This is a genomic window from Actinospineispora spinosispora DSM 44797, assembly GCF_000429025.1.
Lineage (GTDB): Bacteria > Actinomycetota > Actinomycetes > Mycobacteriales > Pseudonocardiaceae > Pseudonocardia > Pseudonocardia spinosispora.
Window position 1 is genome coordinate 11,487 of sequence record NZ_AUBB01000024.1, and the last position, 26,314, is coordinate 37,800.

At 70.9% G+C, this 26,314-nt stretch carries 23 protein-coding genes; 7 read left to right on the forward strand and 16 right to left on the reverse strand.

Features of this window, described 5'->3' with window-relative positions; all coding sequences use genetic code 11:
- Positions 1-16 precede the first annotated feature (16 nt).
- Entirely contained in the window at positions 17-1,768 is a 1,752-nt protein-coding gene (locus tag G406_RS0109950) for a hydantoinase B/oxoprolinase family protein (protein WP_028933709.1), read from the reverse strand.
- Positions 1,765-3,696 (reverse strand): hydantoinase/oxoprolinase family protein, encoded by a 1,932-nt coding sequence (locus tag G406_RS0109955; RefSeq protein ID WP_028933710.1) that lies wholly within the window; start codon positions 3,694-3,696, stop codon positions 1,765-1,767. The genes G406_RS0109950 and G406_RS0109955 overlap by 4 nt, the downstream gene beginning before the upstream one ends.
- A gap of 283 nt (positions 3,697-3,979) precedes the next feature.
- Here G406_RS0109955 and G406_RS0109960 point away from each other — a divergent pair, with 283 nt between their 5' ends.
- Entirely contained in the window at positions 3,980-4,231 is a 252-nt protein-coding gene (locus G406_RS0109960) for a hypothetical protein (RefSeq protein ID WP_156934764.1), read from the forward strand.
- 28 nt (positions 4,232-4,259) lie between these two features.
- Here the strand turns inward: G406_RS0109960 and G406_RS0109965 are convergent, their stop codons facing one another.
- Positions 4,260-4,754 carry a hypothetical protein gene (locus G406_RS0109965; protein WP_156934765.1) on the reverse strand — a complete coding sequence of 165 codons (495 nt, stop codon included), beginning with the start codon at positions 4,752-4,754 and terminating at the stop codon, positions 4,260-4,262.
- 295 nt (positions 4,755-5,049) lie between these two features.
- Here G406_RS0109965 and G406_RS45920 point away from each other — a divergent pair, with 295 nt between their 5' ends.
- On the forward strand, positions 5,050-5,721 hold the full coding sequence (locus tag G406_RS45920; protein WP_084215934.1) for a L,D-transpeptidase: 672 nt from the start codon (positions 5,050-5,052) through the stop codon (positions 5,719-5,721).
- A 464-nt stretch (positions 5,722-6,185) separates the two neighbouring features.
- On the opposite strand, the gene G406_RS0109975 is transcribed toward G406_RS45920, so the two are convergent.
- Complete coding sequence (locus tag G406_RS0109975; RefSeq protein ID WP_028933713.1) at positions 6,186-6,602, reverse strand: MerR family transcriptional regulator; 417 nt, start codon at positions 6,600-6,602, stop codon at positions 6,186-6,188.
- Between the two features lie 83 nt (positions 6,603-6,685).
- On the opposite strand from G406_RS0109975, the gene G406_RS45925 reads away from it, so the two are divergent.
- From G406_RS45925 to G406_RS0109990, 3 genes are read left to right on the forward strand one after another with little or no spacing between them, the layout of a single operon-like run.
- The gene (locus G406_RS45925; protein ID WP_051341897.1) at positions 6,686-7,864 is read left to right on the forward strand and encodes an MFS transporter; all 1,179 of its coding nucleotides are present in this window, start codon (positions 6,686-6,688) and stop codon (positions 7,862-7,864) included.
- A 50-nt stretch (positions 7,865-7,914) separates the two neighbouring features.
- On the forward strand, positions 7,915-9,675 hold the full coding sequence (locus G406_RS0109985) for an ABC transporter ATP-binding protein (protein WP_028933714.1): 1,761 nt from the start codon (positions 7,915-7,917) through the stop codon (positions 9,673-9,675).
- Complete coding sequence (locus G406_RS0109990) at positions 9,672-11,414, forward strand: ABC transporter ATP-binding protein (protein ID WP_028933715.1); 1,743 nt, start codon at positions 9,672-9,674, stop codon at positions 11,412-11,414. Before G406_RS0109985 ends, G406_RS0109990 begins: the two co-directional genes overlap by 4 nt.
- A 94-nt stretch (positions 11,415-11,508) precedes the next feature.
- Here G406_RS0109990 and G406_RS0109995 read toward each other — a convergent pair whose 3' ends face one another.
- The 6 genes from G406_RS0109995 to G406_RS0110020 form a co-directional block, all read right to left on the reverse strand.
- Complete coding sequence (locus tag G406_RS0109995; protein ID WP_028933716.1) at positions 11,509-11,934, reverse strand: hypothetical protein; 426 nt, start codon at positions 11,932-11,934, stop codon at positions 11,509-11,511.
- Positions 11,931-12,560, reverse strand: coding sequence for a TetR/AcrR family transcriptional regulator (locus tag G406_RS0110000; protein WP_028933717.1), 630 nt, complete (start codon positions 12,558-12,560; stop codon positions 11,931-11,933). Before G406_RS0110000 ends, G406_RS0109995 begins: the two co-directional genes overlap by 4 nt.
- A gap of 28 nt (positions 12,561-12,588) precedes the next feature.
- On the reverse strand, positions 12,589-14,496 hold the full coding sequence (locus tag G406_RS0110005; protein ID WP_037075949.1) for an ABC transporter ATP-binding protein: 1,908 nt from the start codon (positions 14,494-14,496) through the stop codon (positions 12,589-12,591).
- Positions 14,497-14,527: 31 nt separating this feature from the next.
- Positions 14,528-15,409: a hypothetical protein gene (locus G406_RS0110010; protein WP_028933719.1), complete on the reverse strand. Its 882-nt coding sequence runs from the start codon at positions 15,407-15,409 to the stop codon at positions 14,528-14,530.
- A 33-nt stretch (positions 15,410-15,442) separates the two neighbouring features.
- Entirely contained in the window at positions 15,443-16,750 is a 1,308-nt protein-coding gene (gene secY, locus G406_RS0110015; protein WP_028933720.1) for a preprotein translocase subunit SecY, read from the reverse strand.
- 91 nt (positions 16,751-16,841) lie between these two features.
- Positions 16,842-17,192, reverse strand: coding sequence for a hypothetical protein (locus G406_RS0110020; protein WP_028933721.1), 351 nt, complete (start codon positions 17,190-17,192; stop codon positions 16,842-16,844).
- On the opposite strand from G406_RS0110020, the gene G406_RS45930 reads away from it, so the two are divergent.
- Positions 17,182-17,916, forward strand: coding sequence for an adenosylcobinamide amidohydrolase (locus G406_RS45930; protein WP_211241101.1), 735 nt, complete (start codon positions 17,182-17,184; stop codon positions 17,914-17,916). The genes G406_RS0110020 and G406_RS45930 overlap by 11 nt on opposite strands.
- Before the next feature lie 96 nt (positions 17,917-18,012).
- Here G406_RS45930 and G406_RS0110030 read toward each other — a convergent pair whose 3' ends face one another.
- The 6 genes from G406_RS0110030 to G406_RS58335 form a co-directional block, all read right to left on the reverse strand.
- Positions 18,013-19,443 carry a cytochrome P450 gene (locus G406_RS0110030; RefSeq protein ID WP_028933722.1) on the reverse strand — a complete coding sequence of 477 codons (1,431 nt, stop codon included), beginning with the start codon at positions 19,441-19,443 and terminating at the stop codon, positions 18,013-18,015.
- A gap of 112 nt (positions 19,444-19,555) precedes the next feature.
- A complete protein-coding gene (locus G406_RS0110035; RefSeq protein WP_028933723.1) occupies positions 19,556-19,810 on the reverse strand; it encodes a DUF4177 domain-containing protein in 255 nt (84 codons plus the stop codon).
- A 9-nt stretch (positions 19,811-19,819) separates the two neighbouring features.
- A complete protein-coding gene (locus tag G406_RS0110040; RefSeq protein WP_028933724.1) occupies positions 19,820-21,277 on the reverse strand; it encodes a PucR family transcriptional regulator in 1,458 nt (485 codons plus the stop codon).
- Complete coding sequence (locus G406_RS0110045; protein ID WP_028933725.1) at positions 21,274-22,317, reverse strand: DUF917 domain-containing protein; 1,044 nt, start codon at positions 22,315-22,317, stop codon at positions 21,274-21,276. The genes G406_RS0110040 and G406_RS0110045 overlap by 4 nt, the downstream gene beginning before the upstream one ends.
- A complete protein-coding gene (locus G406_RS0110050; protein WP_169736669.1) occupies positions 22,311-23,618 on the reverse strand; it encodes a hydantoinase/oxoprolinase N-terminal domain-containing protein in 1,308 nt (435 codons plus the stop codon). Before G406_RS0110050 ends, G406_RS0110045 begins: the two co-directional genes overlap by 7 nt.
- A 225-nt stretch (positions 23,619-23,843) precedes the next feature.
- Positions 23,844-25,283 carry a sigma-70 family RNA polymerase sigma factor gene (locus tag G406_RS58335; protein WP_211241102.1) on the reverse strand — a complete coding sequence of 480 codons (1,440 nt, stop codon included), beginning with the start codon at positions 25,281-25,283 and terminating at the stop codon, positions 23,844-23,846.
- A gap of 172 nt (positions 25,284-25,455) precedes the next feature.
- Between G406_RS58335 and G406_RS0110060 the strand changes: the two genes are divergently transcribed.
- Positions 25,456-26,169, forward strand: a complete 714-nt coding sequence (locus tag G406_RS0110060) for an SDR family oxidoreductase (protein ID WP_037075988.1) — start codon at positions 25,456-25,458, stop codon at positions 26,167-26,169.
- Positions 26,170-26,314 lie beyond the last annotated feature (145 nt).

Here is a 26,314-nt window from a genome sequence, read left to right on the forward strand (position 1 = left end):
GGCCGATGCGGCCGGGTCAGACCGGGTTCGGCGCTCCCCGCAACCGTGCGGTTGCCGCCTCATCCACCACAAGCGTCCCACGAACCCCTGTGCCGGCAAAGGCCACGCGGTAGATCTCGATGGCGCGGTCAATGGAGACGATGCCGGCGAGCACATCATCTAGAACACGTTCTGGTTCTCGTGTCCGTGGGTCACCGTACCCGCCGCCGCCCGCGTGATGTTGGCCGATCAGCTCACCGGGGGCCAGCTCCACGCGGCCGATCGGGGCGATCTCCGTCTCGTCGGTCCGATCGCGGTCGGAGCGGAAGGGAACCGTGCGCGCGGCCGCGCCGCCGCCCTGGGCGCCGTGCGGCGGGAAGCTCACGTCGTCGGTGGTGTAGCTCGCGGTCAGCTCGTCCCATTTGGGTCCGTACCGCACGGTCAGGCCAGGGGCGCCCCGGCGACGCCCCGCGCCCTCGGAGTCCTGGCGGACACGTACCTCCTCGACCCGGATCGGGAGTCGCAGCTCGACCAGCTCGACGCTGTCCCGCGCGGTTGGCCCGCCGGTCACCAGACCGTCGGTGGTCGACGTCGCCGCGCTGCTGCGCGACCCGAGATGTAGCTGGTCAGTGACGGGTTCGTGGCCGCGTCGCCGGTCGACACCGGTCACCACCGCGTAGCCGGGACCGAGCCCGGTCGCCGCCTCGCCCGCCCCGAAACCGTCCCATCCGTCGGCGATGGTCCGCTCCGTGGTCACGGCCAGCCGATCGGCGAGAGTGGCCGCCGAGACCGAGTGCGGGAAGGCGGGGCGGCCGATGATGCAGTTGTCCCGCAGCAGGACCCGGACCCGGCGGAACGACCCGGAGTTCGCCGGGATGCCCGGCCCGAGCGAGGCGAACACGGCCGCGACCGTGCTGCTCACCGTTCGCGCCTCGGACTCGTTCAACCCGGCGGGCACACAGTCGATGTTGTCGCGCAAATCGACTGTGATGCGTGCGTCCGCCGGGTCGGCGGTGACCGTCACGTTGAGCGGGATGCCGTCCGGCAGCACCCCGTCGACCGGGTCGTGCGCCCCGTAGCCGGTGACCGTGCCGGCGGGCAGCCGTTCGACGGCGTGCGCCATCCGCGTCTCCGAGTAGTCGAACCAGTCGGCGAGGAAGTCACGCACCACCCGTACCCCGTAGCGGGAGCACAGCTCGGTCAGCCGGGTCTCGCCGATCCGGGCGGCGGCGACCAGGCCCCGGTAGTCGGCGTACCAACGGTCGGGACGGCGGATGCGGGCGCGGCACAACCGGACCATGTCGTCGACGTCGGCCCGGTCGCGCTGGATCCGCACGCACGGGAAGATCAGGGCGCCGTCGTGGTAGACGTCGCTGGTGTGGAGCTGGCCGGAGAACGGGTCAGCGGCGCCCGCGTCCGCCTGGTGGGCCTTCGCCAGCGCGGTGAACACGTGCTCACCGTCGTGGAATATCGGGACGAGCACCGTGTGATCGGCCGGGTGCGAGTTGCCCAGGTACGGGTCGTTGTGCAGGTAGGCGTCGCCGTCCGCGAGATCGGGGTGCAGCTCGGTCAACGACTCCGACATCAGCTGCGCGCCGAACAGCTGACCCGGGGACGCCGATGTGGTCGCCACCAGGTCGTTGGCCTCGGTCGTCACCGCGCAGGAGAACCCCGACTCGCGCGCCAGCATGCCGCTGCTGCCCGTGCGCAGCAGGGATCGGCCCATCTCACGGACCGCGCCGGCCAGCCGGTCGGCCAGGACGGCGAGCAGGATCGGGTCGGTCCTCACGACACCGGCACCGGGCCGGGACTGATCAGGTGGTCGCCGTTGTCCGCGATGGTGAGCCGGTCCCCGGGGTGCAGGACGAGCGTGCTGAACGGCTGACGGACGACGGCCGGCCCGGTCACTTTCGTCCCCGGGGTCAGCGGCCAGCGCGCGGGCAGCGCATCCGGACCGTTCTCCAGCGAGGCGACGGCGCGGACCTGCCAGACGAGACATTCCACCCGCTGCCCCGGCTCCCGCGTCGAGTGCACCCGCTCGTGGTTGCGATGGAAGGAGTCGAGCAACGCCGCGATCCCGGCCAGCCCTCGGAACCGGGAGACCGGCAGCCGGGTCTGCAGCACGGTCAGCTCACCCGGGTAGCGCGCGTGCACCGAGAACACCTTGTGGCTGGTCACCGACCCGAGCGCGGTGGCCTTCTCGAGGAACCGGTCGGCGCGGTCCTCGATGTCGCTCAGCAGCTCGTTGATGTGACCGGCGGCGAACGAGTCGCTCTCGGTGTAGCCGGTCGTGTGGAAGTCACGGATGACGTCGGCGTGCAGCGCACCGGCCGCCGCCAGCACCGGCGACACGCTGGGCAGCACCATTCGGGCGCAACCCAGCTCGCGGGCGAGAGCCACGATGATCAGCCCGGCCGCTCCGCCACCGGCGACGAGCGTCGTGTCCCTCGGATCGACGCCGTGCGCCGCCGCGAGCCCCCGGATCTCGGTGACCGCGCGCTGCGCGGCGATCACCATGGCGCCCCGCGCCGCGTCCTCGACGGCCAGGCCCAGGGCAGCGGCCACCGGCTCCCACGCGGCCAGCGCCGCCTCGGCGTCCAGCGGCATACGACCGTCGAGGAATCCCTCCGGATCGAGATACCCGAGAACCAGGGCGGCATCGGTCAGCGTCGGAAGAGTGCCACCGGTGCCGTAGCAGGCGGGCCCCGGCGACGACCCCGCGCTGTCCGGACCGATGTTCATCAGCCCGGCGTCGTCGACCGAGGCGATCGAACCACCGCCGACCCCGATGCTGCGTGTGTCGACGGCCCCGGTGCCGGTGGCGGCGGGGGTGCCGCCGCTCACCAGGCTGACATCGAAGGTGGTGCCGCCGATGTCGCAGATCAGCAGCTCAGGGCCGTACCGGCAGGCGTGCAGCGCCGCGGCGGCCGCCATCGAGGGGCCGCCGCGCACACTGTGGATCGGCTGTTCGGTCACCAGCTCGACCGGCCAGGCGCCCCCGAGGTCGGTGCCGCCGAGCAGCATGCCGGTGAACCCGACCGAGGCGAGGTCGGAGGCGAGCGTGTCGAGAACCCGGCGGATCAACGGCTTGAGCGAGGCGTCGACCACCGTGCGGTGCGCCCGGATGCACTCCGGCGGCACCGGGTCGAGCTGGTGCGACAGCGTCACCGGGATCCGGGGCAGCTCGCGCGCGAGCAGCTCACCGATGCGCAGCTCGTGCTCCGGGTTGCTGATCGACCAGAGCAGGCTCACCCCGATCGCCTCGACGTCCAGCGCCCGGCACCGCGCCGCGATCTCCAGCACGCCGTCCTCGGCCAGCGGGGTGAACACCGAACCGTCGCTGTCGGTCCGCTCGTCGATCTCGAAGGTGAGGTGACGGGGCACGTACGGCGGTGCTCCTCGGCCACCGCCGACCTCGCGCAGCAGCAGGGTGTCGGCGAAACCCCGGGTGGTCAGGAAGGCCGTTCGTGCCGCGCCGCCCTCGACGACCGCGTTGGTGGCATGGCTCGTGGTGTAGACGAGGGACGCGGTGTCGCGCAGCAGCTCGACGACGTCGAGACCGAGAGTGCCGGCGATCGGTGCGAGCGCGCGTGTGACCGCGGCGTAGGCGCGCCCCTCCGGACCGCTCGCCTTGTCGATGTACTGCCTGCCGCTCTCGTCGCACACGACGACGTCGATGAACGTTCCCCCGACGTCGACGGCGATGCGGTACGTCACTCCGGCCCCCCGCCGCACTGTCGTTCGTGTACCAAGCATCGGCCGGGGGACAGCCGACCTGTATCGGCCGATCGAATCAATAAAGGGATGAGTCGGTATCCGACAGACGGATGACCCTCGCACTACCGTGAATCGGCCTGGATTCCCACCAGTCGCACGAGTGCTGATCAGGCCGCATCAATGGCCAGATGGAGGTGGGCGAGTTCTTAACTTTCCCGCACAATTAGGCACGGCTCACCCCGGTGGGTAATCGATATCCCGACGAGTGGAGGCGACGCACCCGATGATCCAGGTCGATGGCGCGCTAGATGATGTCCTGCCCGAGTTCCACGTGTCCCGTACGTCCGACGAGGACGGGACGGAGGCTGTGGAGGTGAGTGCGCTGACCGAAGCCTCGACCCTCGTCGCGGCCGGTCACTGGCTGGAGCGAGAAGCCGCCGAGGGGCGCGGGCGAATCCTCGAGGACCTGGACTGGAGCCTTCCCGGAGTGCGCTCGGTCGGCTACACGATGATCCTGACCGTGTCGCCGGCCTGAACCGGCGACACGGTCAGGACCTCGGTTCTCAGCCGGTAGGTGCGGCGATGACGCCCGGACCACCGGTGTTGCCGAACGAGGGCTGGCTGTTGGCCCCGCGCACGGCGTCGTTGACGATGGGTGTGCCGGGCGGCTGTGCCGGGTGTGTGCCGGCGAAGGTGGGGTGGGCCTTGTTGGGTCCGCGCACCGCGTCGTTGACGATGGGTGTGCCGGGCGGCTGTGCCGGGTGTGTGCCGGCGAAGGAGGGGTGGCCCTTGTTCGGTCCGCGCACCGCCTCGTTCACGATCGGCGTTCCGGCGGGCTGGACCGGGTGTGTGCCGGCGAAGGAGGGGTGGCCCTTGTTGGGCCCGCGCACCGCCTCGTTCACGATCGGGGCGCTGGCCTGGCACGGGTGCAACCCGCCGAGCCGGAGAATCGTGTTCGGCCCCCGGGGACCGAAGGCGGGCGGGGCCGGCAGTGTGTCGCAGCTGTCCGACGCCGCGGCCGGGTGCGGGGAGGCGGTCGCGGCGGAGGCCGTACCCATCGGCAGGAGTGTGGCGGCGATCACAACGGCCGAGCCTGCACCGATGCGAGAGAAACGGTTCAAGGGAAGGCCCCTATCGAAGATCGTGTGTAGGTCCACTATTACCTCGTCAGTAGCTGAGAAAACCTTAGCGACTCGCCGGGAAACTGGCGAACACGCCGCGTCCCTCAGCTGACTGTCAGCGTCGTACAGCAACCTTCTGGGCGGTTCGTACGTCAACCATCGTGGAAGCCGAGTTTCCCCAGAGCTCGGTGGCGGGCGAGTGGCCCGCACACGAATTCCTGAGAGGTTGTGGATGTCCAGCTATCGCCGTACGGGTAGTCCGGTTCGGTCGCGGGTCGCGGTGGTGACGGGCGGGGTCGCGGTGCTCACGGCCGCGGTCGGTGCCGTGTTCGCCGTCCCCGCGCTCGCCGCGACACCGGCCGAGGTGGCCGCCGCGACATCCGCACCCGTCGCCGGCACCCCCTGCACCGCGGCCGCGAGCGCGTGTGTGGACGTCAACAAGCGGAAGGCCTGGCTGATCAAGGCGGGCAAGGTCGTGCGCGGGCCGGTCACGATCGCCACCGGCGGGAAGGGCGAGGAGACCCCGACCGGCGACGTGTTCCGGGTCTACCGCAAGGACAAGGCGCACACGACGGCCGAGTTCAAGCTGCCCAACGGCAAGCCGGCCCCGATGCCGGACTCGGTGTTCTTCGAGGACGGCGGCATCGCATTCCACGCGGGCGACCCGAAGCGCGCATCCGCCGGCTGCGTGCACCTGGGCCTGACCGACGCCGAGGCGTTCTACAACTTCCTGCAGATCGGCGACCACGTGCAGGTCAAGGACGGCCCCGTGGCCGCCCCCGGCCCAGGAGCGGCCAGCGCGTCGAAGAGCGACAAGCACGACGACGGCGACAACGACGACGATGACAGCGGCGACGACGGCGATAGCCACCACCATCACGGCGACGATGACGACGACGACTGAGCCACCACCACTCCCCGCGAGTCGGGCACCACAGCACACCGGGTCGGGCACCTGAGCACACGCAACCCCGTTCCGCCCACCTCGCAGACCCCGATGCTGCGTCGCAGACACTGCAGCGTCTGCGACGCAGCATGACCCTCTGCGAGCTGTGACGGTTGTGATGGTGGTGACCACTGGTGCGAAGTCGCCTCAAAGGGTGCGGCGCAGCCGTGCCCCACGCAGTACACCAGCGGGCACGGCGCAGCCGCCACCGGAGAAAGCTGCCCCTGACAAGGCGCCGCAGATTTCACCTTTCCCCGCGATCCTGGCCTGCAGGGACAGCACCCCACCCCACGGAATCCACCAACTCACGCGGCGGAATCTAGCGACTCGCGCGGACGGAATCCCCGACTCGCGGTGCTGAGGCGCCCGACTCGCGGTGCTGATGTGCCCGACTCGCGGGGTAGGGGGTAGGGGGTAGGGGGCTAGTTGACCATTGCCCAGGGGCGGCCGGCTGTTGTCGCCTCGCGCAGGTAGGGGCAGTCGTCGGCCGGGTGTTCGTCCGGGCAGGTGAGCAGGTGCTCCAGGTGCTGGCGCGCCGCCTCCAGGCGTTGCTGCTGCAGGGTGATCGCGTCGATGCGCTCCTGGACCACCGCGCGCCAGGTCCGTTCGCCGTCGTCACCGGCCAGTACCAGCGCGATCTCGTCCAGGCTCATCGTCCCGGCCTCGCGCCACATCTGGATCAGGCCGATCCGATGCAGCTCGCCGGGCCCGTACCGGCGCCAGTTGCCGCGGCGCTGAGCGGGGGCGATCAGGCCGCGTTCCTCCCAGTACCGCAGCGTCGACTCGGCGAGACCGAAACGGCGCGCCGCCTCGCCTATCCCGACCAACCCGTCGTTCATCCGCGCGAATCCTCCGCAAGGGCTTGATCTCAAGCCGACTTGAAATGCTCTCCTTAGGCGACCCTAACAAAAAGGACGTACGCGTGAGGTTGCTGCTGGTCATCGGATCGCTGTACCTGGTGACCAACATCGGTTTCTCGTTCTTCTTCTTCGCGCTCGGCACGATCCTGCTCGAAGGCGGCGTCTCGACCGGGACGGTCGCGCTGATCAACCTGCTCGGTATCGCCTACTTCGGCCGCATGCTGATCGGCCCGGTCGTCGACCGGTTCGCGACCTACCGGACCTGGCTGATCACGACGCAGGTCGTGCTGGTCGCGGTGCTGCTCGCGCTGACCCCGCTGGACCCGGTCGCCGACCTTCCGGTGACGGTCACCCTGATGGTCGTCGTGCTGGTCGTCTCGGCGTTCCACGACACCGCGCTCGGCGGCCTCGCGGTGCGGCTGCTGCCGCCGACCGCCCGAGGGCTGGCGAACGGGATCCAGATGGCGTCCGCGAGCGCGTCGATCATGATCGGCTCCAGTGGCGCGCTGCTGCTGTACGCCCGCGCGGGCTGGGCCGTCACGGTGCTCGTTCTGGCCGGGGTGTTCGTGGTCCCGCTGATCGTGCTCACCCGGCTGCATGAACCGCCCGGCACGAGAGCGGAACGCGCCGGCCCGACGTGGCCGGTGCTCGTCGGTTTCTTCCGGCGGCCGAGGATGGCGATGTGGGCGCTGGTGATCATCCCGTTCTTCTATCTCGGTGACTGGCTGGCCACCGCGACGCAACCGGCGATGCTGCTCGCCGCGCACTGGCCGCTGGAGGACATCGCGCTCGCCCAGTCGCTCGCGCTCGTGGCGCAGATCGTCGCCGCGCTGGTCACCGGTGTTGCCGTCACCCGCTTCGGGCATGTGTGGTCCGCGCTGCTGATCGGGATTCTCGGGATCGTCGCCCTGGCCGGGCTGGTGCCGCTGGCGACCGGACGAGGAGCGGTCGGGTTCACCGTGGCGGCGATGGTGCTGCTGTCGGTGGTGTTCGGTGCCCGGCTCACCTGGATCGCCACCGTCACGATGGACCTGGCTCGCAGCTCTTCCGCCGCGACCGACTACGCCGTGCCGATGTCGGTCGACGGCATCTGCGTGACCCTCGCGGGCTCGGCGGGGCTCGCGCTCGCCGGCGGTGTCGGGTTCGTCTGGCTCATGGTCATCGCGATCGTGTTCGCGGTGGCGAGCACCCCGTTCACGACCCGCTGGATTCACCGCACCCTTGACCTCAAGCCGACTTGAAGTGTTCTGGTTAGGCAGTCCTAAGTACCACTGTCCGAACTAGGAAGCACATGACAACGACAGCGCCACCATCGGACCGGGGCGCGGCGGCACGGCTGCTGCGCCCGGTCCGTCCCCAGCTGATCGCGTGCGCGGTGCTGTCCGCGCTGGGCGCGGCGGCCGGGTTCGCTCCCTACATCGCCATCGCGGAGATCGCCAGAGCCGCGCTCACCACCACCCTCGACGGCCCGACCGTGTGGCTCTGGGTCACCGTGGGCGCGCTCGGCGCAGGGCTGCGGCTCGTGCTGGTCTTCGCCTCGTCCCGTCTGGGGCACTACGCGGACGCCGCGATCCTGCACACCGTGCGTACCCAGGTCGTACGGCACCTGGGTTCGGTCCCGCTCGGCTGGTTCCGCACCGCCGGCTCCGGCCAGGTCAAGAAGGTGATGACCGACGACCTGGAGGAGATGCACCACGTGATCGCCCATGCGCTGGGCGAGGTGGTCGGCGCCGCCACCGCGATCGCCATCGGGTTCGGCTACCTGGTGTTCGTGGATGTGCGGCTGGCGCTGCTCGCCATGGCGGTGCTGGTCGTGATGGCGGTGTTCTTCCAGACCGCGATGCGGTCCATGCCGTCCCACATCGCCCGCCTGGTCGCCGCCGAGGGTCGGATCAGCGCCGCGAGCATCGAGTACGCCGACGGGATCACCGTGGTCAAGACGTTCGGCGGGAGCGAGCGCACCGGTGGCCGCATCCTGGACAAGTTCGCCGACGCGGTCACGGAGAACACCGAGGCGATGCGTGTCTGGGTCACCGAGACGCGCTACAGCTCCGCGATCAGCAGGCTGCTGTGCTCGGAGATGGCGGTGTTCGCGGTCGTGATGGTCGCGGGGGTCTACCTCGTCAGCAGCGGCAGCCTCGCCATGGCCGACCTGCTGCCGTTCCTCGTCGTCGGCATCGGCCTTCCGACGTCGATCGTGCCCGCCGTCCACGGGATTCAGGGCCTGCGCAAGGGCCGGGTCTCCGCCGGCCGGATCGAAGCGCTGCTCGCCCGCCCACCGCTTCCCGAGCCGATCCAGCCCCGGTTGCCGAAGGGGCACCACATCGAGTTCGACCGGGTGTCCTTCTCCTACGACGGCTCGACCGACGCGGTCACCGACGTCAGCCTCAGCTGCGCACCGGGCTCGGTCACCGCGCTGGTCGGCCCGTCCGGCGCGGGCAAGTCCACCCTGGCCGCGCTGCTGCCCCGCTTCTACGACGTGACCGGCGGCGCGATCCGGGTCGGCGGTGTCGACCTGCGGGACATGCCGCACGCGACGGTGCTGTCCTCGATGTCGCTGGTGTTCCAGGACGTCACCCTGCTGCGCGACACGGTCGCGGAGAACATCCGGATCGGCAGGCCCGACGCGACCGACGAGCAGGTGCGGGGCGCGGCCACCTCGGCGCGCATCCACGAGGTGATCGAACGGCTGCCGGACGGCTACGACACGGTGTTCGACGCGGCCGGGGGTGGCCTGTCCGGCGGGGAGCTGCAGCGGCTGACCATCGCCAGGGCCATCCTGTCCGACGCGCCGATCGTCGTGCTCGACGAGGCGACCGCCTCGCTGGACGCGGACAGCGAGTCCGCCGTACAGGACGCGCTCGCCGAGCTGGCCGTCGGCAAGACGGTCCTGGTCATCGCGCACCGCTTGCACACGATCGTCGACGCCGACCAGATCGTCGTCCTCGACGAAGGCCGGGTCGCCGAGATCGGCACCCACGCGGAGCTCCTCGCGCGCGGCGGCCGGTACTCCCGCATGTGGCGCGCCCAGCAGATCGGAGCAGCGGCATGATCCGCCATCTCTTCCGGCTCTACCCGCACCCCGGACTGCTCGTGCGGCTCGGCATGCTGCACGCGGTGCTCGCCGTGCTCCAGGGGCTGCTGCTCGGTCTGCTCGTGCCGATCCTGCGCGCACTGCTGCAACCGCGCCCGGACTTCGCCGCCGCCACCCCGTGGCTGGTCACCGGCGCGATCGGCATGGTCGGGTACGTCGTGCTCAACGTGACCGCGACGCCGGTCGGGTTCGCGGCGAGCATGCAGCTCTCCGCGCAGCTGCGCCACCACCTGATGGCGCACGTGACGACCCTGCCGCTCGGTTGGTTCGGCACCGAGCAGAAGGCACGCCTGTCCCGCACGGTCACGACCGCGGCAGGCAACATCGCCACGCTGGCCGTGACGATCGGTGCGCCCGCGATCACCTGCACGCTCGTCCCGGCGACCGTGCTGGTGGTGACATTCCTGGTGGACTGGCGCATGGCGCTGCTGCTGTTGCTGGTCGCGGCGCTCGCGGTCCCCACACTGCGCCGTGCCGGCCGCATCGCCTCGACGTCGGAGGAGGAGCTGGAGGCCGCGGCCACCGAGATCGCCGGTCGCGCGATCGAGCTCGGCCAGGCCCAGCCGGTGCTGCGGGCCGCCGGCCACGGTGCCACCGGCAGTGCGCGCATGCGTGCCGCGCTGGACGAGCACCGCCGCAGCTACCGCGTGGGCCTTCGCCGCTCGATGGTCCCGGACCTGACCTACACCGCGGTGGTCATGCTCGGTTTTGTCGCCGTGCTGGTGCTCGGCTCGGTGTTCCTGCTGAACGGGACGCTCCCGGTCGCCGAGGCCGTGGCGCTGGTGGTGCTCGCGGTCCGTTTCCTGGAGCCGCTGGCCAACCTGATCGAGCTCATCGGGGCGCTGCGCGCGTTGGACAACAACATCACCCGGGTCGAGACGATCCTGACCGTGCCCGCGCTACCGAAGGCGGAGAACCCGGTGCGGAACCTGGAGCATTCGGGCATCGAGTTCGTCGGCGTGACCTACCGGTACGCGCCCGATGCGGCACCCGCGCTGGACGACGTGTCGCTGCACTGCCGGCCGGGCAGCACCACCGCGCTCGTCGGACCGTCCGGTTCCGGCAAGACCACGGTGACCCGGCTCATCGCCCGCTTCTTCGACGTCGACTCCGGCTCGGTGCGGGTCGGCGGCGTGGACGTCCGCGAGCTCGACCAGGCGGCACTGCTCGCCGAGATCGCCATCGTCTTCCAGGATGTCTACCTGTTCGACGACACGATCGAGGCGAACCTGCGCCTGGCCAGGCCGGACGCCACCGACGCCGAGCTGGCGGAGGCCGCGCGCGCCGCGCGTCTCGACGAGGTCGTCGACCGGCTGCCGAACGGCTGGCGGACCCTCGTCGGCGAGGGCGGCAGCGCGCTGTCCGGTGGGGAACGTCAACGGGTGTCGATCGCCCGTGCCTTCCTCAAGCAGGCGAGCATCGTGCTGATCGACGAGGCGGGCTCGGCGCTGGACCCGGAGAACGAGGGCGCGGTGAGCGACGCGATCGCCACCCTGGCGAGCGACCCGAACCGCACGGTCATCGTCATCGCGCACCGCCCCGCGACCCTGGCGACCGCGGACAACGTGGTGGCACTGGACAACGGCCGCGTCACCGAGACCGGCCACCCCGAGGTCCTGCGTCTGGCACACGGTCCCTTCGCCCACCTCTACACCCAGTACGAACAGGCCAGAGGCTGGCGCATCACCGCCAGGTGAGCGGGCCCTGCCCGTACCGACCTCGCAGAGCGTCGTGTCGCGTCGCAGATGCTGCAGTGTCTGCGACGCGACGTGACGCTCTGCGAGGTCGGGCTCAGCGTCTGTGCGCACTGCTTCGGGCGTCATGCGGGGTGAACTTCGGGTCGGACAGGAAGGTGTGCAGGGCCGGGCCCGCCGCTGCCAGGCCCAGCACCAGGCCCAGTGCGACGATCATGCTGGATGCGCTGGTCCAGTAGCTGAGCGTCCAGTCGGCCAGCAGCGCGACCGCGATCAGGGCGATCTTCGCCGCGACCATCCTGGGCAGCGACATCTCCTCCAGGATGCCGGGCGGTGCTCCGGCCGCGGCCCGTTTCTTCCGCGCCCGCAGGATCAGCGGGACCGCCACCGCTACCAGGACCAGCGCACGCACGGCGTGTTCCCAGGCGGGCTCGCTCGCGTGCGCCACCCAGATGACGCCCAGGACCAGCCCGATCGCGCCGTAGCGCAGGCGCAGTGCCCGGGTGTCGGTGTGGTCGGTCATTTCTTCTCCTCCAGTCCGGTGAACAACCAGTGGACGGCCTGGCCGAACAGCTGCGGCGGCACGCTGTCCGGGTCCAGCCTGCGTTGCTGGACCAGGCCGTTGAACAGCGCGAACAGCACGGTGGTGACCGTCTCGGCCGGCACGTCCGACGTGATGCCGCGACGAGCCATACCGGCGCTGACCGAACCGCGCATGGCGTCGCGTTGCTGTGCGACGCGGTCCGCCATCGCGTCGAGCGCGTGCGGATTGCGCACCGCGTACAGCCAGAACTCGGCCTGCAACTGCGCGAAGTCCGTGTCCTTGTCCGCGATGTCGACCATGAACCGCCCGAGCGCGGTGATCGGGTCGTCCTCCTCGCGGCGCTCGATGATCTCGTGCGCCCGCGCGGTACGTTCCCGGACCCGGGCGGACTGCAGCTCCAGGAACAGCTCCTCCTTGTTCCCGAAGTTCGAGTACAGCGCACCGATCGAGTAGCCGGCTGCTTCGGCGATCTCCTCGACGGATGCGCCGGCGAACCCCTTGCGGGCGAACACCTGGGCGGCCGAGGCGAGCAACCTCTCGCGGGTCCGGGCCTTCGCCTCCGCCCTGCTCAGCCGTCTGGGCGGCTCTGTCGCTTCGTCATTCACATAGCGAAGGATATTCAGATAGCGGTCACTATGTCAAATAGGCGTGCGCTTGGATGGCGAACAGCTGCTGGTAGGTGCCGCCCGCCGCGATCAGCTGCTCATGGGTGCCCTGCTCGGTGATCCGCCCGTGCTCCAGCACGACGATCGCGTCCGCCGTTCGGATGTTGGCCAGCCGGTGCGTGATCAGCACGGTGATCCGGGGATGCCCGTCGCTCCGGTCGGTCGACAGCTCGCGCAGCGCACTGAACACCGCGTGTTCGGCGCGCGCGTCCATCGCCGAGGTCGGCTCGTCGGCGACGACGACCGCGGCGTCCCGGTAGATGCCGCGAGCGACGCTGATCCGCTGCCACTGCCCACCGGACAGGTCGTGGCCCGCCTGGAACTCGCGGGACAACATCGTGTCGTTGCCCCTGGGGAGCCCGGCGAGGACGGCGTCCGCACCGGACCGGGCGCCCGCGTCGTCGAAGGCGCTGCCGTCCGGGTCGTGGCGATCGAGTCTGCCGATCCGGATGTTGTTCGCCGCGGTCACCGGCCAGCGCAGCGGATCCTGCATGACCACCGCGACCCGGTCGTGCAGCGCGGCCGAGTCGAGGTGCTCGGTGCTGACGCCGTCCCACTCGACCGTGCCCTCGCGCGGCAGGTACAGGCCGGTGATCAGCTTGGCCAGGGTGCTCTTGCCCGACCCGTTCTCGCCGACCAGTGCCACGATCTGGCCGGCGCGCAGCGTCAGGTCGATGCCGTGCAGCACGTCCTCGTCCTGCGCCGGATAGCGGAACGACACGTTGCGCAGCTCGATGACCGTCGGGTCGGTGGTCAGCTCGCGGGTGGCGGGCTTGCGGCGGCGAGCGGCGATGTCGGTCAGGCAGTCGCGGTAGAGCTCGATGAAGACACCCACCTCGAACAGGTTGCTGACCGCGAACACCCCGTTGCTGATCGACTGGTTCGCGGTGCGCATCGCCACGGCGGCCGTCCCGGCGAGGGCGAGCGGCAGCCAGCCTCGGTAGATCATCAGGCCCAGCGCCGCGTACCCGCAGGCGGTGCCGATCCCGGCGAGTCCCTGGCCGGCGGTGGCCAGCACGTTCTGGCGGTTCCGCACCCGGATGGCCTCGAGGGTCAGGTGCTCGGTGATCCGCCGGTGCTCGCCGGTCAGCCGCTGCTCGACGGTGAAGGCCCGGATCTCGGCGGCGCTGTCCCGGCGGGACATGAGGTGCGAGGTGACGTCCTGGCGCCGCACGTGCGAGGACCGCCGGACGAACGAGGCGACGCCCTCCTGCGCTTGCCGCAGGCTGGCCCAGGCCTGCGGCAACGCGCTCAGCGCGACGAGCGGGGCCAGCGCCGGATGCAGCACACCGGCGGCCACCACGGCCGCGAGTACCGAGACGATCGCGGTGAGCAGGGTCCCGGCCAACCGCGAGCCGTTCTGGATCATGTAGAGGCCGCGCAGGCTGGCGCGTTCCACCAGCGAGGTGAAGTCCGGGTCGTCGAAGGCCAGCAGGTCCACCGTGACCAGGCCGGAGAACAGGTCGTCCTGCGCGCGCTGCTCGATGCGGGGCGTCAGGTGCGCCCAGAGCGCACCTTTCGCGGCCTGCAGCAGCCCGCGCACCATCAGCACCGCCGCCACCCAGACCAGCGCGGGCAGCGCCGCCAGCACCCGCTCCGGTGTGGGCCCCTCGGCGAGCAGCTGGACGAACACCGTCGCGGTGGCGAGCAGGCCCAGCGCGGTGGCCGCCGCCCCGGCCAGCTCCACGGCCAGCGCGGACAGGGTGAGCCTCGGCGCTGCCCGCCACGCGAACGACGTCAGCACGGCCATGGTCCTGGGAGCCGCACCCGCGACCGTCCAGACACTCGCCCTGGCCTGGGCTTCGTACGCCTCCGCCCAGAACGGGATCTTCAGGTCGTCCGTGCCGATCAACGGTGCCGCATCCCCCGAGTGCATCGTTATATTCTCGGGTGCCTGTCGACCGGTTTCAGCTGTCCGAGAGGGCCTTCATCAGTTCGGAGTAGCCGTCGGCGAGCTTGCGCAGCAGTGCCGCCGCGCGTGGCCGGTCGTCGACGAGGACCGGGTACTGCAGCGCGCCGACGATCACCGCCTGCCGGCCGAGCACCTCGGCGACCCCGGGGTGTCCGGCGCCGCCGAGGCAGGTGGCCGCGTCGACGAGGCGGTGGGCGCCGACCTTGATGGCGAACTGCACGAGATGGGCGCGCAGCTCCTCATTCAGACCCATTTCGATTGCCTCGGCGAGCTGGTGCGCGGCGGCCGCCGAATTCCCTCGCGTCAGCCAATTCTTGGCATTCGGCAATGAATTCGTCAGAGCGTCGCGGATCGGCACGTCGCGGACCTTGTGGAATTCGGTGCGCATCGTGAACGGCTCGTGCGGATAGCCGACCGACTCGGCGCGCCAGGCGTCGAGGAAGTTCCCGACCGGTAGCGTCGCGAACGGGAAACCCTGCGGGTCGTGGAAGCGGACGACGTCGCCGTCCACGCCGAGCACGACGAGGAAGTGATCGGCTCCGACCAGGTCGCCGGCATCCGGAAGGTGGGCGAGATGCTCCATCGAGACCGGCCCTACCAGCAGCGGGCCGGCGCGGCGCAGCCGATCGGCCGCGGGCTCGCCGGTGACCGTGGTGCAGGTCCAGCCGAGCAGCTCGATCGCGGCGTCGAGCCCGATCTCCGGGGTCCAGCCGTCCGGGTCGAAGAACGGCTGGCTCGGGTCGGCCATGGACATCCCGAAAGGCGAACCGGTCAGCACCTCGATCACCGAGGCCGAAGGTGCTGCGTCCGCGCCGAGCGACATGGCGAGTGAATTCGCGTAACAATAGGGACCGGAACCGATGTACGGCGTACTCATGACTCGACCGTAGCATTTTCAGCCTATTTTCGTTCATCGCAGAAAGCCTTCGTAATTGCGCTGCATCAGCTGCGCCTCGATCCTTTTCACGGTGTCGAGCCCGACCCCGACCATGATCAGGACCGAGGTGCCGCCGAACGGGAAGCTCTGGCTCTGGGAGCCACCCGTGACGCCGAGGAAGAAGTCCGGCAGCACCGCCACGGTCGCCAGGTACAGCGAGCCGGGCAGCGTGATGCGGTTCAGCACGAACCGCAGGTGCGCGGTCGTCGGGTTACCCGGCCGGAAGCCGGGAATGAAGCCGCCGAACTTCTTCATCTCCTCCGACCGTTCCTTCGGGTTGAACGTGATCCCGACGTGGAAGTACGTGAAGAAGACGATCAACGTGGCGTACAGGGCGATGTGCGTCCAGCTGGACTGATCGGCCAGATGGGACTGGACGAACCGGCCGAACCCGCTGTCCGGGCCCGCGACCTGCGCGGCCATGTTCGGCAGGAACAGCAGCGAGCTGCCGAAGATGACCGGGACGACACCGGCCTGGTTGACCTTGATCGGCAGGTAGGTCGACGTGCCGCCGTACATCCGGCGGCCGACCATCCGCTTGGCGTACTGCACCGGGATCCGACGCTGCGCCTGCTCGACGAACACGACGCTGACGATGATCGCCAGGCCGAACAGACACAGTCCGGCGAACACCAGCGGGCCGGCGTTGGTCAGGATGGCCGAGGCCTCGGTAGGCAGGCGGTGCGCGATCGAGGTGAACATCAGGATCGACATGCCGTTGCCGAGCCCCTTCTCGGTGATCAACTCGCCGAACCACATGAGCAGCGCGCTGCCGGCCACCATGACCAGCACGGTGATCGCCATGGTGAGTGGGCTGGTGTCCGGGAAGACCGGCAGCTGGCACCCGCCGAACAGCTGACCACTGCCGGCCAGCGCGACCACGCCGACCGCCTGCAGCGTGGCGATGCCGATGCTCAGGTAGCGGGTGTACTGGGTGAGCGTCGCCTGGCCGCTGCTGCCCTCCTTCTTGAGCTGTTCGAAGCGGGGGACGACCACGGTGAGCAGCTGAACCACGATGCTCGCGGTGATGAACGGCATGATGCCGACGGCGAAGACCGACAGCTGCAGCAGCGCGCCGCCGCTGAACAGGTTGAGCAGCGCGAACACGTCCGGGCCGCCGGTCGTGTCGGTCTGGGCCATGCAGCGCTGGACGTTCGGGAACGAGACGCCCGGCGCCGGGATCGCCGCGCCGAGGCGGTACGCGACGACGACGGCCAGGGTGAAGAGGATCTTTCTGCGCAGGTCCGGGGTGGCGAACGCGGACCGGAATGCTCCGAGCATGAGGTGTCCTGTCGACTCAGGCAGCGCGGCACAGGGCGTTCGAGGGCGCCATGGATGGAGGTGCCGCGAAGAGATGCGGAAAAGGGGAGCGTCAGATCCGCGTGGCGGGCGGTGCGCGCCCTGCCTGGGGTGACCAGGTTCCGGTGCGCTCACCGGCGACGAAGCCGCTGGTCAGGGGTGCGCTGAGAGCCGTGAGCGCGACCGGTGTGCTCGGCTGGTCGGTCCATCCGGACGGCGTGGCGAGATCGGGGGAGGCCGAGGTGTCGGTGTGGCCGAGCAGGACCGCGTGCGGTGTCGCACTGGTGGCGGCCGCGGCGGCGGACACCGCCGACGTGGTCGGGACGGTGGTGCCGGTGACGAGGAACGTGGTGGCCGCGGCGAGCGCCGCGAACAAGGCACCGAACAGACGACGCGGAGCGCGCCGAGCCCGGGTGTGGTCCACGGCACCGTTCTACCAGAGCCGGGGAACAATGCTGCGCATGGAGTGGGAGCTGCACACACGGGAGGAGCCGGGCGCGCTGCTCACCTCCGCGCTGTGGTGGGCCGGGCCGGGCCTGCGGATGATCTCGTCGGCGATCCTCGGCGGCGGTATCGGCACGCGCGAATGGGTGCTGAACGCGCAGGTCCCCGGTGGCTACTCGCGCACGGACCCGGACGTGCACCTGACCGAACTGGCGGCGTCCCATGGTCTGCTCGGGCCCGGCGTCGGGCTGATGACCGCCGCGCACGTCGCCGGCATCGTGCGACGCCGCGACGAGGGGGTCGAGGCCGCCGCGACGGTCGGGCTGCGGGTGCCGACCTGGGCTGCCGCGCCGGTAGGCGCGGTGGACCGGGAGCTCGCGCCGGTGGTGCGCACCGACCACCCGTACCGGCCGGGCACGATCAACATCGTGGTCTCGGTTCCGGTCGCGCTCACCGACGCCGCACTGGTCAACGCCGTGGCCACCGCGACCGAGGCGAAGACGCAGGCCCTGCTGGAGGTCGGCTACGCGGCGACCGGCACCGCGAGCGACGCGGTCTGCATCGCGGCGCCGCTCGACGGTCTCCCGGAGCCGTTCGCCGGCCCCCGTTCCGAGTGGGGCGCCCGAATCGCCCGGGCAGTGCACTCAGCGGTCCATGCGGGCGCAACCACAGACGCCCGCCTCCGATCCGCCGCTGTCTCCTGACCCACACCGCGCACCGTCCGCCCACACCGCGCTCTGTGCACACCGCGCGCCGTGGCCACAACGTGCGCGGCGTCGCCGTGAGGTGCGCGGGGTGGCTCAGGTGGTGGCGTGCTCCTGGTTCGGGAGGGGCTCCAGGGTGATGGGGAGGCCGTCCAGGGGCATGGGGCCGGTTCCGTAGCCGATGGGGGGCTCGTAGTCGGCGGGGACGGTCCAGCGATGCCCCAGCAGGAGCTGGTGCATGATCGCCTTGATCTCCATCGTGCCGAAGTGCATGCCGATGCACTTGTGCACGCCGCCGCCGAACGGGGCCCACGCGTAGCGGTGCACCTTGTCCTCGCGGCGGTCCTCCGCGAAACGGCCGGGGTCGAACTCGTCCGGGTTCGCCCACACCTCACCCTGGCGCTGCGAGGCGTACGAGCTGGCGACGATCATCGCGCCCGCCGGGATGTGGTGGCCGAGGATCGAGGTGTCCCTGAGCGCCTTGCGGAACAACCCGCCGACCGGCGCGTTGAGCCGCATCGCTTCCTTCATCACCTGGTCCAGCGTGGTCAGCTGGTCCAGGTCGGTGAACTCGATGGCGTCGCGGCCCAGCGCGCGTGACTCGGCGCGGGCCTTCTCCTGCCATTCCGGGTACCTGCCGAGGTAGTAGCCCATCATGGCCAGCGTGATCGTGCTGGTGTCGTGCGCCGCCATCATCAGGAAGATCATGTGGTTGACGACGTCGTCGTCGCTGAACGTCTCACCCTCGTCGCTGCGCGACTGGCACAGCACGGTGAACAGGTCGTCGCCCTCGCCGGCGCGGTGCGCGTCGAGCCGGTCGCGGAAGTACTTCTCCAGCACCCGGCGGCCGCGCAGGCCCCGGTGCCAGTTGCCGCCGGGGACGTCGGACCGGATCGCGGTCTGACCGCCCCGCACCGCGTCGATGAACGCCTTGGTGATCCGGTCGGCGTCCGCGCCGACCGACTCGCCGACGAACACCTCGTTGGCGATGTCGAGGGTGAGCTGCTTCGCCGCGCTGTACAGCTCGAACCTCGCGCCCGGCCGCCACTCGTCCAGCACGGTGGCGATCTTCGGGTTCATGACGTTCAGGTAGCCGATGAGGCGGGGCCGGACGAAGGCCTGCTGCATGATCCGGCGGTGCTGCAGGTGCTGCTCGAAGTCCATCAGCAGCAGCCCACGATGGAAGAACGGGCCGATCAGGTACTCGTAGGCGCCCTCGGAGGAGAACGCCTTGTCCGCGTTGGTTGCGACCTGCTCGACACCTTCCGGGCTGACGACCGTGATCATGTCGGTGCCGAACACACGGCTCCAGTACACCGGTCCGAACTCCGCGCTGCGGCGCCTGCTGAACGCCAGCGAGTCGTAGACCGTGCTCAGTGCATGACCGACGAGCGGGGCGCCCGGCTCGCCGAGGACGGGCCGCAGCGCGGGGTCGGGCGACTCCGCGAGCGGTCTCGGCGAGCGCTGCACCTTCCCGACGAGTGCCACCACCGTCGACCGCATCGAGTTGATCAGTGCACTCGTCATGGACACCTCCGGCTGTGCGGCAAGCGCTATAGCAGCAGCATAGAGGAATCTCTTGTATCCGCAAACGCGTGATCGCTGATTTGTGCGGTGGCCGAAGCCGGAATCAGGACACCTAGTGGGCGCGGCGTTTGAAGATCAGCGTGAGTTCACTGTCGTCCAGAGCGGACTCGCGGCGCTCGCACAGTTCCCAGCCGTGCGCGCCCATCTGGTTCAGCTGGTTGCGGACGTTGTCGAGACACTGCCACCCGTCGGAGAACGCGACCGTGGCGTACTCCCAGAGCGGTGCGGACAGCGGTGGCGGTGTCAGGTACCGGCCGAGGTCCGTCGAGTACTGGACCGAGTGTTCCTTCTGTTGCGTTCGCGACATCCGAGCGCCCTACCCCCGTTGATCGTTCTCCCCTGTGGAGCGCAAGAGTAGATGGCATGCCAAGTGGATCGCGAGCCGGTCCGGCAGCTCGGCGGGGTCGATTCCGAGCGTCCGCAGCCGCTGGGCCCTGGCGGTGATCGTGTTGCGATGCACACCGAGCAGCTCCGCGGCCGCCGAGGTGGAACCGCCGGTGTCGAGCAGCGCGCCGAGGGTCCGTAGCAGGCCAAGGTCCGGGTCGTTGCTCAGCAGCGTGTCCAGCGCGCGCCGCGCCGCGCGGGTCAGGTCGGTCGGCAACGCGGCGAGCAGAGCGTTCGGTGTGACCGTGCCGTGCCTGGCGACGAGACCGGGAGCGCCGCCGCGTGCGAGGGCCGCCGCATCCGTCGCGGCGGACAGCCCCTCGGCGAGACCGGCGATCCCGTCGAGCACCGGACCGACCCCGCCGACCAGCGGAACAAGGTCGTTCACCTCGGCCACCAGCGCCTCGACCGAACCGATCGTGTCGTCCGGGTCCTCGGCCGGGAGCCAGGTCACCCACGCGGTGCCGGAGCGGGCGAGCATCGGCGCTCCGCCGGCCGAGGCCCACGCGGCGGGCACCTCGGCGCCGTCGCCCGGGCCGGTGAGCGCGACGGGCAGGACCCGGCCGCGCAACGGCCAGCCGAAGCCGGCGCAGCGCCGCGCCAGTACCGAGCTGCTCGGTACGGTGCCGGTGCGGTCCAGATGTTCCAGCAGCCGCCCCAGCACCTCACCCGCCAGCCGGTTGTCGAGGGTCGCGGCCAGCCGGTCGGCGAGCAGCCGGGTCGCGATCAGCGGAGCGGCCATGCCCAGCGCGATGCGCACGGTCCGGCGCAGGCCGTCGGAGTCCGTCGAGAGCGCCGCGACCAGACGCACGCCGTCCGTCACCGTCCGGACCTCCGGCTCGTCGTCCGCCTCGGCGCCGGTGTCGCCCGCCAGCACGCCCTGATGTGTCGAGACCAGCGCGAACCGGGTCGCGGGCACCGTCCGATGCAGGGTGTCCAGCACGTCCGCGCCGGTCGGATCCGACAGGTCCGTCAGGGCCGCCGCACACTCGGCGACCACGTCGGCGCGCGCCGAACCGGGGGAGCCGATCGCGCGGGCCAGCGCCAGCGCCACCCGGTACGGGTCTTCGGTCACCGTCACCAGCGGCGTCCTGAGCCTGGCCGCGACCAGCGCGGGACCGGGGGTGTCGACCGATGCCGCCGGGCTGACCAGACAAGCCGCCGCCCGTTCCCACGCCCGGCGCAGCGCCGTCTCGACGGCCCATTCACCCCGGGCGGCGCGCGCGGTCAGCACGACGGCCGAACCGGGCGTGACCTGGGTGAGCGCCGCGAGGTCGTCGACGATGCGTACCTCGTGGACCGGCCGGTCGAGGTCCGAAGCCGGGTGCACCGAGGCACCGGACAGCGGGCCGCCGAACAGCAGCTCGGCGAGCGTCGGGCCGGTGGTCACGGCAGGTCGAACCCGAACGCCGCCGGGCCGGCGACGACCAGCCCGTCCGGGGTGTGCCAGCGCGGCGCGGCGGGCAGCACGAGCACCTCGACCCGCATGCCGACCTCCATCCGCTCGATGTCGAGAAGATAGTGGCCGGGCAGCCCGAGCACACAGATGCAGTCCGGGGTGCTGGCCGCGACCAAGCCGTCGACCACCACGACGGCGATCTCGTTGAGCGCTTCGAGCCGGACGATCCGGCGCAGGTCGCGGTCCTCCTCGAGCACGACGCTGACCGGGCGGGCCGGCTGGGCCGAACCGAGCGTCGGTTCGTGCTCGGTCACCGCGAGCACCACGCCGGTGATGAGCCGGGTACCGCCGAGACGCCGGGCGACGTCGCCCCGCGCCGAGGCGTCCCGCAGCGTCCGTCCGGCCTCCACCGTCCTGGTCACGCTGTGTGGGATCGCCACGTCCGCCACCGTCGCGGCGCTCATCGGGTACATCGCGACGGCGGCCCATCCGCCGCAGGCGAGGACGAACGGCCTGGTCACCGCCTCCACCCTGCTCAGCGGCACGTCGAGGACGGCGAGCTCACCGCCGGAACCGGACAGTGCCATCGGCGTCGGGGACACCCCCTCCAGCCGGTACACAGTGCTCTCCAGCAGGGAGAACGTGCGGCCGATGCCGTCCGCGTCGATCAACGGCAGGTCGAGCTGCCGCGCCGCCGCGACCGGCAGGACGGCGTTGTTGCCGCCCGTGTTGAGCGGCACGATCGCGCCGACGTCGCGGCGCAGCCGCTGCTCCAGGGCGCGCACCGCCGCGACGAACTCGTCACCGGTGGGCAGCAGCTCCTCGAACAGCGTCGCCGAACCCGCCATGCCGACGGCGACCACGAGCGTGTCCGGCGCCAGCGCGTCCGCGTCGACCAACGGCACCGGGCCACCGTCGAGCAGCAGCTCACGCGTCCACTCGACCACGGTGGCCGAGGTGCGCCTGCCACCGCCGGATGCGTAGAGCGTGCCGCCGAGCATCAGGTCGTCGAGCTGGTCGGCGGTCACCATGGCGGCTCGTGCGTCCGTCCCCCGGCACGGACGACGATGTGCTGCGCGCCGCGCGGCAGATAGGACAGGGGCGTGGTGCGGACGCTGCCGACCCGCGCCGTGGCCGGGTCCGCGCCGACCCCGGCGACCTTGGCCAGTGCCTCGTCGCCGAGCGCACCGACGGCCTCGGCCAGCTCGTCCGCGCCGTGCACGACGGTCAGCCGTTCCACGGAGGTGCCGGGCGACGCGGTCGCCGCACCCACCGCGGCGGCGATCATCGCGTCGGCGGGACGGATCACGTCCTCGACCCGAACGCCCCATCGGGTCGCCGCGTCCCGCAGCAGCCCGGGGATGTCCGCTCCGACCGCGATCGCGGGCAGCCCGAACGCGCCGTTCTCGGTCGAACCCCAGCAGCGCGGTGGCTCGCCGGTGTGTTCCAGAACCTCCGGGACGAGTGCGCCGACCCGAATCCCTCGGACCGTCTGCGGCGTCGCGGGTGGTCTCGGGCGACCGTCGGTCACCAGTCCGGATCGTGCTCCAGGTGGCGAGATGTCGAGGACCAGCGCGCGGTCGTGCCCGCTGAGCAGCGCCGCGCCGCGAGCCGAGGCCGCCCAGCCACCCGCCAGCGCCACGACCGGGAACCGGCGGAGGTACTCGGCGCTGACCGCCGCGCCGTCACTGGTCACGAACATGAGCGCGACCTCCGGCGGAACGACCAGGTCGTCGACCAGACGGCCGGCGCGGCGGCGCAGCCCCGAGTTCAGCACCGCGGCGTTCTCCCGGTCGCGCAGGCCGAGGCCGCCGAGCTCGTGGGACAGCGTCACGTCGAGGTCGGGGAACTCGTGGCGCAGCAGCTCGGCGACCCGGCGCTCGTGGTCCGGGACCGCGCCGGAACCCACGGCGCACACCGCGACCTCCCGGACCTCGTCGGCGGCGGCGCCGTCGATGAACCGCGCGACCGCGTCGAGGTCCAGCGACGCCAGCTCTCGACCGGACAGGTCGTGCCCACCGGGCAGGGTCGTCTGGTGTCGCCCCAGGTTCGCCCGGATCGAGTCGGGCCAGCCGGAGAGGGGCGCCAGGATCGTTCTGCCCGCCTGGGCGAGGCGCAGGACCGCGACCGGTGCCAGGTCGTCCAGGCCGTCGGAGAGTGTGTCGGTGGCGATGGTGACCGATGCCGGCCGATCCAGGGGGAACGCGTCCAGCATCGCGCCCGGAGCCGGTTCGAGCACCCGATGGTCGAGCACCGTTCCGTCGGCGTCGAGCAGTGCCGAACACACGAGGCCGCGGTTCCAGCCGATCCCGACCCGACGCGCGCCGCTCACCAACCGACAGTAACCCAGCAAATCCCCCGGCTCACCGAGCATGCCCCCAACTCGCGCGGCACAATTCCCCGACTCGCGCGGCGGAATGTCCCGACGCGCGCCGCGGAATCTAGCGACTCGCGGGCTCCGTCCGCGAGTCGCGGGTTTTGGCAGGGTGAGTCGGGACATTTGCTGCGCGAGTCGGGAGATTCCGCGGCGCGAGTTGGGAGATTGTGCAGGTCGGGGCTAGTGGCCGCCGAAGCCGCCTCCGCCGCCGTGGCCACCGCCACCGCCACCGCCGCCGCCACCGCCGTGGCCACCGCCGTTGTTGCCGCCGCCTCCGTTGTTGGAGTGGCTCTGGGAGCGGCCTCCGCCGTGGTCTCCGCCGCCGTTGTTGCCGCCGCCGCGGTTCGAGCCCCAGGAGGAGCCGCGGTTGCCGTTGTCGGAGCGGCCCTCGGTGTTGCTGTTGCTGTTGCGGTCGGAGCGCGAGGGCGACGAGCCCCGCTCCTCCGAGCGGGAGGACGTGTCCCGGTTCTGGGTGCCGCTGTTCTGGGTGCCGCTGTTCTGGGCGGCGCGCGGCGTCGGCTGGGTGGCGGGCTGTTGCTGCACGCCCTGTGCCGGAGCCGAGGGCTGGTTCGCGTTCGGCTGCGCCTGGGTGGCGTTGGGGGTGGCGGCCGACCTCGGGGCGGCCGCGACCGGACGGGGAACGCTGAACCGGTCGGACGACCGATCCGGGTGGTGCGAGGAGCCGTCCGAGTCGGAATCGTCGTCGGATCGGTTCGTGTCGCCGTCGGTGGAGTCCGGCTCGCGCTCGGGCGCACCCAGGCTCGGGACCACGTCGGCGTCGGGGGTGACAGCGGGACGTGAGCCGGCCGGGGCGGGGGCGCCGGGCGGAAGGAGGGGTGCGTCCGGTGCGCGTTCCACGTCGGGCGGCGGCATGAGCATGGCGCCCGGCCCACCCGAGGGCGGCAGCACCGCGCGCGGTGCTCCGGCCTGGTACTGGACGACGGCGAACGTGCCGCCCACACCGACGATCGACAGCGCGGCGGCCGCGGCGGTGGCGACGGTGAGGCGTTGCCGGATGGCCCGGTGGAAGACCTGCTCGGTGGCGCGGCGGTCGGACCCGTAGGACAGGGCGTGCGTCAGGTCGTCCAGCTGCCGCGCCGCCCAGGTGTGCACCGCGCCGGTATCCGGCTGGTGGTGCCCGAGCTGGGCGGCGAGTGCCTCGTAGGCCTGAGCGAGTCCGGTCCCGACGACATCGGGCGTCAGACCTTCCTCCTCCGCGATGCGCGCCTGGTCCAGTCCGGCGACGTGGTGCAGCGCGAGGACCGTGCGCTGTTCGGAGGGCAGGGCGGCGAGTGCCTCGAAGGTCGGCAGGGCGACCGGCGCGATCCACTCGGTGTCGTTGGGGGACCTGTTCTGGCCGTCCGTGGCACGCTTGCGGCGCGGCGGTGCCGCCTGCCTGGCCCTGCGGCGCGTCCAGGCCGCCGGGTCGGGCAGCGCCCGCACGGTGTCCCACCGGCGCCAGGCGTGGGTGAGGGCCCGCTGCGCGACCTTGTGCGCGTGCGCCCGCTCACCGTCAAGAGCGTGCAGCAGAGCGACCAACGTCGGGTAGTTGTCCCCATGGAAGCGAGCGAACTCGGCCTTCCGCGACGTCGGCTCCTCGTCAGCGTTGAACGGGTCCATCATTCAACCCTTCGGTGAGCGGACTCTGATCATCACAGATTTGACATCGAACCATCACATCGAGTGACCTGAAAGAGGGTATCGATTGGGCTGTGCGTGTCGCACATCTGACTCGCTCAACCGTGCTCGACGCACAGGGGTGGACCGGTCGGCCGAGCTTAGGTTGGTCACCATGATGGACGGACAACGCGTGGTGATCATCGGCGGGAGCTCGGGAATCGGGTTCGCGGTCGCCCGGCAGGTCGTCGCGGACGGTGGGCAGGTGGTGCTCGGCGGCCGGGACCGGGAGCGGCTGGACGCGGCGGTCGGGAAGCTGGGTGACGCCGCGAGCGGCGGTCAGGTCGACACCGGCGACAAGGAGTCGATCGCGCGGTTCTTCGACCGGATCGACCACCTGGACCAGCTGTTCGCGCCCGGCTCCAGCTACGGCAGGGGCCGGCTGACCGAGATCAGCGACGAGCTGGCGGAGAGCCCGTTCCGGTCGAAGTTCTGGGGCCAGTACTACGCGGTCAGACACGCGGTGCCGAAGCTCGCCTCCACCGGGTCGGTCGTGTTGATGGGCGGCGCCTACAGCGCCCGGCCGCCGTCGGACGGTGCGGCGTACGCGGCGTGCAACAGCGCGCTGGAAGGGCTGGGACGTGCGTTGGCGGTCGAGCTGGCGCCGGTCAGGGTCAACGTCGTCGCACCGGGGATCGTCGACAGTGAACTGTGGGCGAAGCTGCCGCCGCAGGTCAAGGAGGCGAACTTCGCCTCGTACGGCGAGCAGGCGCTGGTGCACCGGGCGGGCACGGTCGAGGAGATCGCGCAGACGGTCCTCTACCTGATGACCAACCGCTACACGACCGGTTCGGTCCTCTACCCTGACGGCGGTTTCACGTTGCGCTGAGCCAGCCCTGCATGCGACAGCGGATTTCCGTCCGCTTAATGAACTGATGAAAGAATTCAATACATAACTTGTAGTTGCAAGTTATGCTCAGCTTAACTCTCCGCTGGTCCACCCAGGCGATCCGGGTGTGAAGTACGACTCAGTG

Excerpts from the sequence above, each read along its gene's own strand:
- G406_RS0110010 (WP_028933719.1), bottom strand. The coding sequence starts at position 15,409 with ATGAGTACGCCGTACATCGGTTCCGGTCCCTATTGTTACGCGAATTCA.
- G406_RS0110030 (WP_028933722.1), bottom strand. The coding sequence starts at position 19,443 with ATGACGAGTGCACTGATCAACTCGATGCGGTCGACGGTGGTGGCACTC.
- G406_RS0110005 (WP_037075949.1), bottom strand. The coding sequence starts at position 14,496 with ATGCACTCGGGGGATGCGGCACCGTTGATCGGCACGGACGACCTGAAG.
- G406_RS0110045 (WP_028933725.1), bottom strand. The coding sequence starts at position 22,317 with ATGGTGACCGCCGACCAGCTCGACGACCTGATGCTCGGCGGCACGCTC.
- G406_RS58335 (WP_211241102.1), bottom strand. The coding sequence starts at position 25,283 with ATGGACCCGTTCAACGCTGACGAGGAGCCGACGTCGCGGAAGGCCGAG.
- G406_RS0109985 (WP_028933714.1), top strand. The coding sequence starts at position 7,915 with ATGACAACGACAGCGCCACCATCGGACCGGGGCGCGGCGGCACGGCTG.
- secY (WP_028933720.1), bottom strand. The coding sequence starts at position 16,750 with ATGCTCGGAGCATTCCGGTCCGCGTTCGCCACCCCGGACCTGCGCAGA.
- G406_RS0110060 (WP_037075988.1), top strand. The coding sequence starts at position 25,456 with ATGATGGACGGACAACGCGTGGTGATCATCGGCGGGAGCTCGGGAATC.
- G406_RS0109965 (WP_156934765.1), bottom strand. The coding sequence starts at position 4,754 with ATGGGTACGGCCTCCGCCGCGACCGCCTCCCCGCACCCGGCCGCGGCG.
- G406_RS0109960 (WP_156934764.1), top strand. The coding sequence starts at position 3,980 with ATGATCCAGGTCGATGGCGCGCTAGATGATGTCCTGCCCGAGTTCCAC.
- G406_RS45920 (WP_084215934.1), top strand. The coding sequence starts at position 5,050 with ATGTCCAGCTATCGCCGTACGGGTAGTCCGGTTCGGTCGCGGGTCGCG.
- G406_RS0109990 (WP_028933715.1), top strand. The coding sequence starts at position 9,672 with ATGATCCGCCATCTCTTCCGGCTCTACCCGCACCCCGGACTGCTCGTG.
- G406_RS0110035 (WP_028933723.1), bottom strand. The coding sequence starts at position 19,810 with ATGTCGCGAACGCAACAGAAGGAACACTCGGTCCAGTACTCGACGGAC.
- G406_RS0109975 (WP_028933713.1), bottom strand. The coding sequence starts at position 6,602 with ATGAACGACGGGTTGGTCGGGATAGGCGAGGCGGCGCGCCGTTTCGGT.
- G406_RS0109995 (WP_028933716.1), bottom strand. The coding sequence starts at position 11,934 with ATGACCGACCACACCGACACCCGGGCACTGCGCCTGCGCTACGGCGCG.